Annotated in this window: 10 protein-coding genes; all 10 read right to left on the bottom strand. The window is 36.8% G+C overall.

Annotated features, from left to right (window positions below):
* Window positions 1-153: 153 nt before the first annotated feature.
* Window positions 154-846 carry an SDR family oxidoreductase gene (locus LG336_RS01355; protein WP_404330791.1) on the bottom strand — a complete coding sequence of 231 codons (693 nt, stop codon included), beginning with the start codon at window positions 844-846 and terminating at the stop codon, window positions 154-156.
* Between the two features lie 703 nt (window positions 847-1,549).
* Entirely contained in the window at window positions 1,550-2,596 is a 1,047-nt protein-coding gene (locus LG336_RS01350; protein WP_404330790.1) for a lactonase family protein, read from the bottom strand.
* Window positions 2,597-2,704: 108 nt separating this feature from the next.
* Window positions 2,705-4,420: a phosphoenolpyruvate--protein phosphotransferase gene (gene ptsP / locus LG336_RS01345; protein ID WP_404330789.1), complete on the bottom strand. Its 1,716-nt coding sequence runs from the start codon at window positions 4,418-4,420 to the stop codon at window positions 2,705-2,707.
* A 7-nt stretch (window positions 4,421-4,427) separates the two neighbouring features.
* Window positions 4,428-4,694, bottom strand: coding sequence for a phosphocarrier protein HPr (locus LG336_RS01340; protein WP_404330788.1), 267 nt, complete (start codon window positions 4,692-4,694; stop codon window positions 4,428-4,430).
* Window positions 4,695-4,873: 179 nt separating this feature from the next.
* Window positions 4,874-6,310, bottom strand: coding sequence for a glycoside hydrolase family 1 protein (locus LG336_RS01335; RefSeq protein WP_404330787.1), 1,437 nt, complete (start codon window positions 6,308-6,310; stop codon window positions 4,874-4,876).
* Between the two features lie 262 nt (window positions 6,311-6,572).
* Window positions 6,573-8,432: a beta-glucoside-specific PTS transporter subunit IIABC gene (locus tag LG336_RS01330; RefSeq protein WP_404330786.1), complete on the bottom strand. Its 1,860-nt coding sequence runs from the start codon at window positions 8,430-8,432 to the stop codon at window positions 6,573-6,575.
* Between the two features lie 163 nt (window positions 8,433-8,595).
* Window positions 8,596-9,453, bottom strand: a complete 858-nt coding sequence (licT, locus tag LG336_RS01325; protein ID WP_404330785.1) for a BglG family transcription antiterminator LicT — start codon at window positions 9,451-9,453, stop codon at window positions 8,596-8,598.
* A gap of 345 nt (window positions 9,454-9,798) precedes the next feature.
* On the bottom strand, window positions 9,799-11,244 hold the full coding sequence (locus tag LG336_RS01320) for a 6-phospho-beta-glucosidase (RefSeq protein ID WP_404330784.1): 1,446 nt from the start codon (window positions 11,242-11,244) through the stop codon (window positions 9,799-9,801).
* Window positions 11,245-11,331: 87 nt separating this feature from the next.
* Window positions 11,332-13,251: a beta-glucoside-specific PTS transporter subunit IIABC gene (locus tag LG336_RS01315; RefSeq protein ID WP_404333065.1), complete on the bottom strand. Its 1,920-nt coding sequence runs from the start codon at window positions 13,249-13,251 to the stop codon at window positions 11,332-11,334.
* A gap of 202 nt (window positions 13,252-13,453) precedes the next feature.
* Window positions 13,454-14,290: an HAD family hydrolase gene (locus LG336_RS01310; protein ID WP_404330783.1), complete on the bottom strand. Its 837-nt coding sequence runs from the start codon at window positions 14,288-14,290 to the stop codon at window positions 13,454-13,456.
* Window positions 14,291-14,408 lie beyond the last annotated feature (118 nt).

Below are 14,408 nucleotides of genomic sequence, written 5' to 3'. Positions count from 1 at the left end.
ATAGACCCACGCACGAGAAAATGTGTAGTTCATTTTCGAGGAGTCTGCGTGCCTTCCGCTCCAATCAACAGTTTGTTAAATCAAATTGTGCATTTAATCAGCCTAAACAAAAAACCCCTCATCAAGAGGAGTTTTTAATATCTTTCTTAGATATTAGAATTTATTTTTAATTACAACTTGGGGTACGAACATATTTCTTCTTGGTTTTAAATTATCAATAATAATATCTGCTACGTCATCTGGATCCATTAGATTTTCAGTTTGCTCCTCACTGTAGATACCATCCCAAAATTCTGTCTTCATCCCGCCCATATATGCGCCATATACCTTTACAGAAGTATCTTTTAGTTCTGCTAATAAACTTTCAGTGAAGCCTTTGACACCAAATTTACTAGCGCAATAAACGGATTCAGTTACTTTTCCTTCTAAACCAGCAGTTGAGACAATATTGGCAATGATGCCTTTGTTTCTTTCTTTCATATTTGGTAGAACTGCCTGGGAACAAAATATGGTTCCTTTTAAGTTTACGTCAATCATATCATGAACTGATTTCTCATCAATTTGTTCCGCTAAAGCGAAAGTACCGGTACCCGCGTTATTAATCAATAAATCGATTGGTCCCACCTCTTGATAAATCGCCTGAAAGACTTTATCTACTTCTCCTTTTACCGATACATCCAGTTGGTAAATAGAATACTCATTATGTAAAACGTTAGCAGTGTTCTTTAGTTTTGCTTCATTGCGTCCCAACAAGCACACATATGCACCCATTTCAGAGTACTTTTTTGCCAAAGCGGAACCCAAACCACTTCCAGCACCAGTAATAACGACTACTTCTTGATCCATCTTCTTCAGTCCCTTTTCATTTAATAGTTTCTGCTGATTTTATCATTCCCAACCTAAAGGCTACTCATCATTTTAAAGCTAGTCCCATTTTGTAATAACCCGTCTCTTTTGGGGTAGCCAAGTAGGTTACCTATGTATAATAACAAATATAAAAGCAGTGAATTCCACAATAAGAAAACGCACTGCTGTAGTTTAACGGGTTCTATTTTGAAGTATAAAACATGAATTAACATTGCTTCTCGTATGGTAATTTGCATCAAAATTAAAAACAATTTGGCAAGTAAATCAAAAAAGAAAAATGCTTGCTCCAAGCATTTTTTATCCCTAGATAGGCACGGTTTGCGATTTCCAAATCTTCAAGAATTGCAGCAAATAAGCTACTTTAAAATAAGTGGAGAAATTCCCCTTATTAAGGAAATTGCACGAAAAATAGATTAAATAGAGGGAAAAATTCCCCCTATTTACTCCAAAAGCATGAAATTGGACCATTTTGCTTTGCCTTAACGGGAAAAACTCCCCTTATATCCCCCGAACCTAGCTCTATTCTGCAGGATAACGGTAGAAATTCCCCTTATTTAAACAATCAGAGACACCAAGCGGTTGCAGTCATAATAGAAAATATTCCTCCAGAATAAGCTTATATTGTCAGAAGATCCACGCGCAGGCATCAGTTAAAACAACAATGATAGTTTTTCCACTCTCTCTACAGATTTAAAAACTTCACACAAACTGGTTCTGGGACTTTTACATCAGATTGGATTAATTCGAGCTTTCCTGTTGTTTGATCTCTGTTAAACAAAGTCATTGTGTTTGATTTTTGATTGGTAGCAACGAGAAATTTTCCGGAAGGATCTATAACAAAATCACGAGGCCAATCGCCCTCTGTTGATGTCCATTCTATAAAGGTTAATTGACCAGTATCTTGATTCACTTTAAACACGGCGATGCTGTTATGACCACGATTTCCAGCATAGACATATTGCCCATCAGGAGAAATATGGATGGCACTTCCATCATTTGTTTCTTCAAAATCCTCAGGAATAGTAGAAATGGATTGCTGTTTTGTAAAACTTCCATCGTTTTTATCATAATGAAGCACAAGGACTTCTGAGCTTAGCTCGGTCATGACGTAGGCGAACTTTTTATTTGGATGAAAGGTAATATGTCTAGGTCCACTTCCTGGACTTGTCGTATACACTTGTACTATCTCTAATTTCCCATCATTTAATCGATAAGTTAAGATACGATCGCTCCCCAGATCAATTGCTATAACGTACTTTTCATCTGGAGTAAAGCCGGCAAAATGCATATGTGGCTTTTCCTGTCTTTCATGTGGGCCAGAACCTTCATGTTCCATTACCGAAGTAGCCGGATTTAGTGATCCATCTTCGTTTATTACATAGGATGTAATTTTCGTTGTGTGATAATTGGCAGTTACTACATTGCTTTTATGTTGATTGACACTAACATGGCATGGAGGCGCACCTGCAGAAGTTTGACTATTCAGCTTTGTTAGCTTACCTGAATCATTATTTATTGAAAAGGAAGTAACTCCACCATTTTCTCCCTCTTTAGCTACTGCATATAAATTTTTATTATCATCACTTACAGTAATATATGTAGGATTGCTCAATTCAGCTGCTAGTTTTACATCAATAATCTCTTTTTTCTCTGAATCTAGCGTGAACTGATAGACTCCTTTACTAGCCTCTTTTGTATAAGTACCCACATATCCTATCACTTTTGCCATCATATAGCCTCCTCTAATAGTCAATTTTTATCTTAGTGCACGGCGAAATCGAGAGTGATAATTCCCATCTAAATGATAAATCCCCACACTTAGTTGGGGATTTACCATTTACTGTTTAGTCACTCTTCTTATAAATGCTTCTACTTCATCTGCCGTACTCATAGAAAGAAGCTGTTCTTTATAAGAAGCCATTTCTCCCTTAGATAAGTCCTTAATTTGTGTACGTGCAGGTAGTATCGAAGTAGCACTCATACTAAATTCATCAAGACCTAAACCTAAAAGAATTGGAATGGCAATGGAATCTCCGGCCATTTCTCCACACATACCAGCCCATTTGCCTTCAGCATGTGCAGCTTCAATGACATTATTAACTAGATTTAGAATTGCAGGATGATATGGCTGGTACAAGTATGATACACGTTCGTTCATTCGGTCAGCTGCCATCGTATACTGAATTAGGTCATTCGTTCCAATACTAAAGAAATCAACCTCTTTAGCAAATTGACGAGCAGTTACAGCAGTTGATGGAATCTCAACCATAATCCCTACTTCAATGTCTTCTGATACGTCGACACCTTCATTTAAAAGATTAGCTTTCTCCTCTAAAAGAAGCGCTTTAGCCTGACGGAATTCATCTAATGTCGCAATCATCGGAAACATTATTTTCAAATTCCCATATGTACTAGCTCGTAATAATGCTCGTAGCTGTGTACGGAAAATGTCCTCACGCTCTAAACACAAACGAATTGCACGGAAACCTAAGAATGGGTTCATCTCTTCTGGAAGCTTTAAGTAACTAAGTTCCTTATCGCCTCCGATATCCAATGTACGTACAACGACTGGCTTTTCGCACATTTGTTCTAGAACAGATTTATAAGCTTGAAACTGCTCCTCTTCCGTCGGCAACTCACTTTTACCCATGTATAAAAATTCAGTACGGTAAAGTCCAACACCTTCACCACCATTGTTTATTACACCAACAACATCTTCAGGTGTACCAATGTTTGCAACTAGCTCCACATGTTCGTCGTCCGCTGAAACAGTTGGTTCACCTTTCAGTTCGGCCCAAATACGCTTCTGTTCTTCAAAGTCCTCTTGTTTCTTTCTATAAGTGGCAAGTTCTTCTTCGCTTGGGTTAATGATTACTTTACCGTCCATACCATCAACGATAATCAGATCCCCCTCAGAAGCATCACTTATGATTGTTTTCGTTCCAACTACTGCTGGAATTTCAAGTGATCTTGCCATAATAGCAGAGTGGGATGTACGTCCTCCGATATTTGTTGTGAAACCTTTTACAAATTGTTTATTTAACTGGGCCGTGTCAGATGGGGTAAGGTCCTCTGCAATAATCACTACTTCTTCATCAATTAATGCAGGGTCAGGGAATGTAACACCTAACAAATGTGCCATTACACGTTTCGTTACATCTTGAATATCAGCTGCACGTTCTCTCATATATTCATTATCCATCGCTTTAAACATATCAATGAACATATTTGCAGTCTCATCAAGTGCAGCCTCTGCATTCACATTTTCCGTTTTAATCTTATCTTGAATTGGATGAATCATTTCTGGGTCGCTTAGTACTAATAGGTGCGCAGAAAAGATTTCTGCATGCTCATCCCCTAATGATTTTCTAGCATTTTCTTTAATTTTTTCTAATTCTTGCTTTGAAATATCTAAAGCTTCTTTTAAACGTTGAATTTCAGAATCTGGATTATCAACTTGCAGTTTATTATAAGAAAGGTCAGGAGTTGCCAAAACATATGCTTTAGCAATCGCAATCCCGCTTGATGCTGCTATTCCGCTTATTTTCCTCATCTAAAAATCACTCTCCTAGTCCTGCTTGTTTAACCAGCGTATACATTTCATCTATAGCTTCTTGCTCGTCAGGGCCTTCAGCCTTTATTGTAATCTCTGCATCTTTAGGGATACCAAGAGACATAACACCCATGATTGATTTTAGATTTACTGATTTCCCTTTATACTCTATTGTAAGGTTAGAATTAAAACTTCCTGCTTTATTTACTAGAAGTGTCGCCGGTCTTGCATGAATTCCTGTATTATCTGTAATCGTAATTGTCTTTTGAACCATTTCTATCTCTCCTCATTTAAAGTTTACTAAATTTCTTCTAAAAGATTTAAGAATAAAGAGAGAATAGAATATCTATTCTCTCTTAGAAAGTCCCTGGTAAAAAATTAGAACGATTCACGTCGTCAAACCGATAGAATTGATTTTCTGTCTAACAGTCTACAACATTTCTTCCAATCCTCTTAAAGCTCTTTTCCATTTGTAGCAATAACGTTTTTATACCAGTAGAAAGATTTCTTTCTACTACGCTCAAGTGTACCACTACCATCATCATGCTTGTCTACATAGATGAAACCATAACGCTTAGACATTTCACCTGAAGATGCACTTACTAAGTCAATACATCCCCAAGAAGTATAACCCATTAATTCAACACCATCGTCAACGGCCTCGCCCATAGCTCTGATGTGTTCTCTTAAATAATTAATGCGATAATCATCGTTAATACTTCCATCTTCTTCAACCTTATCGTAAGCACCTAATCCGTTTTCAACTACGAATAAAGGTAATTGATAACGATTATATAATTCATTTAAAGCAATACGAAGGCCAACTGGGTCGATTTCCCATCCCCAATCACTTGCTTTTAAAAATGGATTTTTCACGCCACCAATTAAATTTCCTTGGCCGATCTCTTCTGGCGTTTTGTTCTTTTTGTCTGTACGAGACATATAGTAACTGAATGAAATGAAATCAACCGTACCTTCTTTAATTAACTCAAGGTCGCCATCTTCCATGTTGATGTTGATGCTGTTTTCTCTGAAGTAACGCTCGCTGAAGCTTGGATATTCACCACGAACCTGTACATCTCCACAGAAATTATTGAATAAAAGCGCCTCTTGCTGTGCATATAGCACATTTTCAGGATTGCTATCAAAAGAATAAACAGGTGCATAGATGAGCATACATCCAATCTGCGAACGAGGAATCATTTCATGTCCAAGTTGTACAGCTCTGGCACTTGCTACAAATTGATGATGAAGTCCTTGGAAACTGTCTTGAAGACGTGTTTCTTCACTTTCAGGTGAAAAACCAAGTCCGAGTAACGGCATGTGTGTAGCGCCGTTGATCTCATTAAACGTTAACCAATATTTCACTTTATCTTTGTATCGATTGAAAAGCACTGTTACATAACGCTCAAATAATTCAACCAATTTACGATTTCTCCAACCACCATATTCTTTGATTAGGTGTAATGGTGTTTCGTAGTGCGCAATTGTAACTAATGGTTCAATATTGTATTTCGCAAGTTCATCAAACACGCGATCGTAAAATGCGAGGCCTTCTTCGTTTGGCTCTAATTCATCCCCATTCGGAAAAATACGAGACCAAGCAATGCTCAAACGGAACGTTTTGAAGCCCATTTCTGCAAATAAGGCAATATCTTCTTTATAGCGGTGATAGAAGTCAATCCCTTCATGATTTGGATAAGTGTATTTTGATTTGTTAATTTCAAAATCGAATCCAGTTGATGCTAGAAGTTTTAATCTATTTTCTTTACCACCAGGTAGTACATCAGCTAAGTTAAGCCCTTTCCCACCTTCATTGTATGCGCCTTCTAGTTGGTTAGCAGCAGTTGCACCGCCCCACAAAAATCCTTCTGGAAATTTAACTGTCATTGTTCCTCACCTCATATAATATTTTTCTCTAGCTTTAAAGAGTTAGTTGATTATTAACTAATAGAAACAGTATTTTCTCAATAAAAAAACCTAAGTTGCTTAAGAAAATCAGAAGGATATCTTCCCATTTCTAAAGCAACTTAGGTTTTGCCTGCTCATCAGTAACAATCCAAAAGTTATATTAATTTATAAACCTAATATAGCATTCTACCCTTACAATGTAAAGGTTTACTTCCTAATTTCTATTATACAAAACAACTTTTTATAATTGTGTTATTACTGTCAATAAACGGTCGCCAGCCGCTATATTTTCATCGTCTCCACTAATTACATCTAAGTATTGATGAGAGTTTGTAATGACAACTGGAGAAGTGATATCATAACCTTCCTTCGTAATTGCCTCAAGATCAAACGTCCCCAGCAACTGTCCTTGCTCCACCCTTTCTCCATAATGTACCTTCATATCAAAAAACTTACCGTCTAATTGGACTGTATCGATACCAATATGGATAAGAACTTTAATACCTGCATCTGAAGTGAGACCAATGCCATGATTCGTTGGGAACACGGATGTGACTGACCCTGTAAATGGCGCATGTAAATCCCCATTAATTGGAACGATAGCAACGCCTGGTCCAATCGCCTCCGAGGAAAATACATCATCTTTTACATCTTTTAAGCTAATGACTGCACCGGTTAGTGGACTAAGTACAATCGAGTCATCAATCTTTTTGCTCTCACTTTTGAAACCCTCGTCAATTTCCTTACCCTTTTCATTTTCAATATGCTCTTGAAAACCTAAGAGATAAGTACCGATCATCGCCAGTAAAAAGGAAATGATTACGCCAAATAAAAACAACATAAATCCTTCACCAAAGAAAATAGGTAATGTAGTAATACCTGGTACCCCAACTGATTTAGATCCTGCACCTGAGACACCTACGATTGCACCACCAATTGCGCCAGCAACGCAACCAATGATAAATGGTTTCTTAAAACGCAACGTGATTCCATAGATTGCTGGCTCTGTTACACCAAATAAACCCGCAATCGCCGCGGGTGCAGCAATGGACTTTATCTTCCTTGATTTCGTTTTTAGCCAAACACCCAAAGCAGCACCTGCTTGGGCAAAAATAGCTGGTGTAATCATCGCGGTAAATGTGTCTTGTCCAAATTGACTTAGATTATTCAGGGCAACTGGGACAAGACCCCAGTGTAATCCAAATATGACTAAAATTTGCCAAGAAGATCCCAATAATACTCCAGCAACTAGTGCACTACTTTCATAAATGAAGGAATAACCGATACCTAGCCATTCGCTGGCAGTATTTCCAATTGGACCAAATATTAATAAAGTCAAAGGGACCATAATCGCGATTAAGGTTAAGGGTGTGAAGAATTTCTTTATGGTTTTCGGATATACTTTATTCAAAACTGACTCAAGCTTAGATGTAACATAAATCGCTAGTATAATCGGGATAACCGAAGTGGCATACTTCATTAACGCAACAGGGATGCCTAAGAATGAGAGGTGTACCTCCTGATTATACGCATTAATGATATCTGGATAAAATAGTGCACCTGCAATCGCAACCGCCACGTGCGGGTCAGCACCAAATTTCCTAGCAGCTGTATAGGCAAGGTGAATTGGCAAAAAGTAGAATAGACTATCTGCTGCAGCATGCAAAATGATATACGTTCCATCGACCTCCGTTAAAACACCTAGCGATACCGCTACGATTAAGAGTCCTTTCAAAATACCTGCACCAGCCATCGCCCCTAATAAAGGCGTGAAAATACCTGATATGATATCAATAGCTTCATTAAATAGAGATACTTTTCCTTCGTCGCTATTGTGCTTTTTAATCGTATTTTCTAGTTGTGTCAGCTTCATTATCTCTCGATAAACATCATTGACTTCTGTTCCTATTACAATTTGAAATTGGCCAGCTATAATCTTCACCTTAATAACGCCTGTTAATTTACTAACTAGGGATTTGTCAGCTAAGTCAGCATTTTTTAGTTTAAATCTTAGGCGAGTTGTACAATGCACTAATGAAATTATATTTTCTTCTCCACCTACATACCTTACTATATCTTTAGCTAATTGAGCATGGTCCATTACCGTACCGTTCCTCCTTTTGTATTATTTCAATTTTAGGGAAGCAAGAGTAATTTGTCACATACAAAAAACTAAACTGACTTTTCCAAGTATCAGTAAAGGTATGTCCCCTTTTACCTATACTTAAAAAGCCAATTTAGTTTCTATAGAGTCATTCTATAATTTATTTATTAGTCCACTCTTGACGGTTTGTTACGCGATGGATATGCAAGGTTAAATATACTTTTTCATCGTTTGAAATATCCCAATCATACGTTTTCGCAACATACTTGGCAATTTTCTCACTACACAAATAAGCTTGCTCATATTTCTTTTTCACTTGCTCAAATAAAAATTCATCCGTCTGACTCTCCTGCTCCTTTTCTTTACGAACAAAACGCATGGCAAAGAAGCGCAGGTGAGTTAAAAATCTTTCGTAATTAATAGAGCTTTCATCAAGTTTCATATGGAAATGGTATTTGACTATATTTAATATATTATTGACCATCTTGGTTACTTGGATGGCAGCATCCATATTGTCCCCAGTCAACTGACTGTTTACAAGGTGTAATGCGATTAACCCAGCTTCATCCTCAGGAAACCTTACCCCTGTCTCCTCTTCTATAAAATCAAGGGCTTTTAATCCAATCTGAAATTCTTCTTTATAATACTTTCTAATTTCCCAAACTAGTGGATTTTTAAGCTCAATTCCCTCTTTTTGTCTTATAACAGCAAAATGAAGGTGATCGGTTAAAGCTACGTAAAGATAATCATCGAGTTTATATGATAACTGGGACTTTGCATAATCCAAAATACGATGTGAAAGCTCTAAGTACTCTTCTGGCGTATCTACTAGTAAAACAGCTAATTTATCTGACAACCCTTGATCCTCTAACACAAATTTTTTCTCGATTTTTTCCAAATCAATCGGTTGTCCAACCTTCTTTTGAAACGCTAATCCCTTCCCCATTACGACCATTTCTTGTTGCTGGTCATTCTCGGTTAAAACCACATTATTATTAAATATTTTTTTGATTTCCATTATAATCAGCCCTTGCAAAAAATTTATTGTAGCTAAAATTTACGTTTTTTAAAATTTTACAAATGCTAGACGCTATCGTTTTTGCTTTTATTAAAAATTCAATAGTCAAGTACTTTATAGTATTAGTTATTCTGAAATAAAAAAACCCAAATAAGTATAAAGAATATCGAAAATCAATATTCTTCTACAAATTTAGGTTTTGCCTGCCGAACAGTAACAATCCAATATTTTGTAAACGGTTACCTCTATTACACTTTTATATCATTCTATAAAGCTATTGTCAATGATAATTCCTTCCTTATTCTCAATACAAATAGCCTCCATTATTCATGGAGGCATTATTTATTATTTATTTAAAATACTGGCACCGTTGGTTTGAATCACTTGCTTTAACCAATCAAAACCTTTCTTTTTCGTTCTTTTTAATGTTCCGTTTCCTTGATTATCACGGTCTACATAAATGTAACCATATCGCTTTTTCATTTCTCCAGTGCTTGCGCTAACGAGGTCTATTGGTCCCCAGCTTGTATAGCCGATAATGTCTACACCATCTTTGATTGCCTCAGCCATTTCAACAAAATGTTGTTGTAGATAATCAATTCTGTAATCATCGTTTATCGAACCATCCTCTTCCACCACATCAATAGCACCTAAACCATTTTCCACAATAAACAAAGGCTTTTGATACCGATCGTGTAACTGATTCGCAGTAATTCGAAGACCTTTAGGATCAATCGTCCAACCCCACTCTGATGCTTCCAAATATGGATTTCTAACAGAACCGAATACATTACCGGCTGTTTGATCACTTAGCACTTCAGGATCTGTGCTTGTACAACGACTAGCATAGTAACTGAAACCAATATAATCCACCGTGTTTTCCTTTAGGATTTGTTCATCACCAGGCTGCATTTTTATATCAAGATTGTGGTCTTCGAAAAATCTTTTTGCATATCCAGGATATTCACCTCTTGATTGCACATCAATAAAGAAGAATGATTCTCTATCTTTATCCATTGCAGCCCATATATCCTCTGGGTTCGATGAAAATGGATACGTCATGCCCGCTGCTAGCATACAGCCTATTTGGGCATCTGGAATGATTTCATGACAGGCTTTAACCGCTAATGCACTTGCCACTAATTGGTGGTGTGCTGCTTGATAAAGGACTTGATTTTTATCTTCACCTTCATTTAGAACAATTCCTGCTCCGATGAATGGAAGGTGTAGCAACATATTGATTTCATTAAACGTCATCCAATATTTCACTTTATCTTTATAGCGTTCAAAAATGGTTCTTGTGTACTTTTCATATAACTCGACCATTTTTCTATTTTTCCAACTACCATACTTCTCTACCAAATGCACAGGCACATCAAAGTGGCAAGTGGTTACGACAGGTTCAATATTATATTTTAAAAGTTCGTCGAATACATCATCATAAAACTGCAGACCAGTTTCATTTGGGACTTCCTCTTCACCCGTCGGAAATATTCTAGACCATGCAATCGACATACGAAAACTCTTAAATCCCATCTCTGCAAAAAGGGCAATATCTTCTTTATAACGATGATAAAAATCAATTGCTTCATGAGAAGGATAATAAACACCTTCTTTAGGCACAAAATTGTCAATATTTCCTAGCATAATATTAAAACGCTCTTCACCAGTTGGTAAAAGATCTACCGTTGTTAAGCCTTTCCCACCTTCTAGGTAAGCTCCTTCAACCTGATTTGCCGCAATAGCGCCACCCCAAAGGAAATTTTCTGGAAACCTTAATTTATTCGTCATGGTTTATCCCCCTACTATTTTGTTTTAATAAAGCAATAGATCAGCAAGGAAGCTCGCTGATCTATTCCTTATTTTATATAGAGCGTTTTACACCTTTTCAACTAAGATTAATAAATCATCTACATTAACTTGTTTTTGATCTGTAGTTGTCAGCTCATAAACGTCATGATTCGTTACAAGTACAGGTGTCGTAAGTTTATAACCAGCCTTCTTAATAGAAGCAATATCAAACTCTACAAGTAATGCTCCCTTTTCCACGCGGTCCCCTTGTGCTACATGCCCCGTGAAGAATTTACCTCCAAGATTAACCGTATCCATTCCGATATGAATCAATAATTCTACTCCTTCATCGGTTGTAAGACCAAGTGCATGCTTGGTTGGGAATAATGCACTTACTGTGCCAGATACTGGCGAAATTAATTTACCTTCTGTAGGTTCAACTGCAATCCCTTTCCCTAGAAGACCTGATGCAAATGCTTCATCAGCAACTTCATTCAATGGGATAATTTCACCTTTTAACGGGCTAACAATTTCTATTTTTTCGGTTTTTTCCAATGAAGTTGCAGCAATTTCAGCTTTTGCTTCATTACTTACAACTGTGTTTTCAACTTTATTAATACCACCAAAGAAGTAAGTTAATACGAAAGCTAAAACCATTCCAACCACAGCTGCGATAATAGCTCCGATAACTGACATATCAATCCCTGTTGGTGGAATAAAACTTGGAAGTTGGAATACACCAAGGCCACCCATTACATATCCAGTTGAACCAAAGAATCCTAGTAAAGCGCCACCAATTGCTGATGAGATAATCGTGAAGATAAACGGCTTCTTAAGTGGAAGAGCAATACCATACATCCCTGGTTCAGTAACACCAAAGATAGCAGAAATAAAGGCTGGTGCACTAAGTGACTTTGTTTTTTGATTTTTTGTTTTAATCCATACTGCTAAAATAGCACCTGCTAAAGCAAAGGAATGAGCGAATACTACTGCTAAAATTGGATCAAAACCTTGACTTGTGAAGTTATTGATTGCGATCGGGACAAGTCCCCAATGCAATCCGAACATAACAAATATTAACCAAAAACCGCCTACAAAGGTTCCTGCAATAATAGGGCTTAATGCATAAGCTGCAACAGTTGCTTGTCCTAATAGTTGACTTGCCCAAGTTGCGATTGGACCGATTACAATAAATGTTAAAGGAATAATGACTAATAAAGTAAACATTGGAACTAAGAACATTCTAACAACTGATGGGATAACTTTTGCTAAGAAATTTTCTAGCTTTGCTCCGAAGAACGCAGATACAATAATCGGTATAACGGACATTGAATAAGTCATTAAAATAACAGGAATTCCGAAAAATTCAATATAAACAGGTGATTCAAAAATGGTTCCTGCAAATAGTGTATATAAAGGATCTCCCGCTGAAGGTATTCCTTCAAGCGCTGGATAAACCAGTGCCATTGCGATAACCATACCTAAGAATGGTGTTCCACCAAACTTTTTCATCGCTGTATATCCTAAAATGATTGGTAAGAAGTAAAATAGTGCGTCTCCGATTGCATTTAAAATTTGGTACGTTCCGCCTGTATTATCAAGCCAACCAAGTGCAACAAATAAAGCATTAAAACCTTTAATCATACCAGATGCAGCCAACACCCCAAGTACTGGAGTGAAGATACCAGAAATCATATCAATAAATCGGTTAAATAAACTCCCCTTTTTTTCCTCTACATCATCTTGACTTTGGCTATTAGCAAAGCCTCCAATTTCTACAACAGCTTTAAAAACATCTGATACATGGTTTCCAATAACTACTTGGTATTGCCCACCGCTCTTCATTACGGTTACAACACCGTCCATGTTTTTCAAAACCTCTGTTTGTGCTTTACTTTCATCTTTCAACTTAAAACGCAAACGAGTAATACAATGTACAACACTGTTAACGTTTTCTTTTCCACCGACATTTTTAATAATATCTTTGGCTAATTGTTCGTATTTCATCATTGATACCTTCTTTCTATTATGATTTTTGTATTGTATTGTTTTTAGGAAATAAAAAAACCTGAATGGATAGAAAACACACATAGTGCATTTCTATCCATTCAGGTTATGCCCGTAATTGGTAACATTCCTAAATGTTTTATTGAATTTAACCAGAGTATAGCATGCTAGTAAAACGTTTTCAATAACTTTTTTTTAGGTTTTAGATTATTCCATACTTCTTAAAGCTATTATAAATACCATCCTCATCATGTGAATTTGTAATATCATCGGCTGCTTCTTTAACCACTTCTTTTGCATTCCCCATAGCAATACCGTGTTGGACAAATTCAAGCATTTCTAAATCGTTCAAGCCGTCACCATATGCGAATGTATCTTCTTTCCTTATTTTCAAATGTTGAAGCAGCTTCGCAATAGCTGTTGCTTTGTGGATACCAGGAATAGATAACTCTCCACTGTTGTTGCCGAAAAAAGATACCGTACTGGGGATGACAGTGAATGTTGATTCGAATTCTTTTCGAATCGTCTCGTACGGTAAATCTGACCCTAAAAAAGATATTTTATTAATATCCTCTCTAATTAAGTCTTCATCCTCAATCAAAATATCATGAAATGGCTGAAGCCCTTTTTCAATTTCTTCTTTAGCTTCAGGTTTTTCGGTTAATAAATTTTCTATAATGGAACGGATTCGCATTTTACAGTTTCCACCAGCAAATAATCCTCCGTTGGATTCTAAATAAAAATCTATGCCATGCTTGTTAAAAAACTCTACCAAATGTTGAACGTCCTCTTTTTTTACTCTTTCATGAAACAGGACTTCTTGGTCAATCTCGACATAACCGCCAGCTGCACCGATAACCCCATCAAATCCAACCTCTAGGATTTCAGGAAATAGTTCGGCTTTAGACCTCCCCGTACATAAAAAAACAAGATGGCCATTTTCCCTAGCCTTTCGAACGGCATGTTTAGCCGACTCTGGAACCACACCATAATCATTAATCAGCGTACCATCCACATCAATGAAAATAACTTTTTGCATATTTACACCTTCTAACTACTTTTTTCAAGTCCCTACTAGTTTTAGACAAAATACAAGAATACTAATAAAAGCAAAAAAACCTAAATTGCCCTTCAAACGGATAAGGTACAATTTAGGT

It is taken from the genome of Mesobacillus maritimus (assembly GCF_044803185.1).
GTDB classification, from domain to species: Bacteria; Bacillota; Bacilli; order Bacillales; family Cytobacillaceae; genus Mesobacillus_B; species Mesobacillus_B maritimus_B.
The sequence above is the reverse complement of the archived record's forward strand: the minus strand, read 5'-3'. Positions and strand labels throughout refer to the sequence as shown.

Coding starts and splice junctions, on each gene's coding strand:
- LG336_RS01355 (WP_404330791.1), bottom strand. CDS start 846: ATGGATCAAGAAGTAGTCGTTATTACTGGTGCTGGAAGTGGTTTGGGT.
- LG336_RS01310 (WP_404330783.1), bottom strand. CDS start 14,290: ATGCAAAAAGTTATTTTCATTGATGTGGATGGTACGCTGATTAATGAT.
- LG336_RS01335 (WP_404330787.1), bottom strand. CDS start 6,310: ATGACAGTTAAATTTCCAGAAGGATTTTTGTGGGGCGGTGCAACTGCT.
- licT (WP_404330785.1), bottom strand. CDS start 9,453: ATGGAAATCAAAAAAATATTTAATAATAATGTGGTTTTAACCGAGAAT.
- ptsP (WP_404330789.1), bottom strand. CDS start 4,420: ATGAGGAAAATAAGCGGAATAGCAGCATCAAGCGGGATTGCGATTGCT.
- LG336_RS01330 (WP_404330786.1), bottom strand. CDS start 8,432: ATGGACCATGCTCAATTAGCTAAAGATATAGTAAGGTATGTAGGTGGA.
- LG336_RS01350 (WP_404330790.1), bottom strand. CDS start 2,596: ATGGCAAAAGTGATAGGATATGTGGGTACTTATACAAAAGAGGCTAGT.
- LG336_RS01315 (WP_404333065.1), bottom strand. CDS start 13,251: ATGAAATACGAACAATTAGCCAAAGATATTATTAAAAATGTCGGTGGA.
- LG336_RS01320 (WP_404330784.1), bottom strand. CDS start 11,244: ATGACGAATAAATTAAGGTTTCCAGAAAATTTCCTTTGGGGTGGCGCT.
- LG336_RS01340 (WP_404330788.1), bottom strand. CDS start 4,694: ATGGTTCAAAAGACAATTACGATTACAGATAATACAGGAATTCATGCA.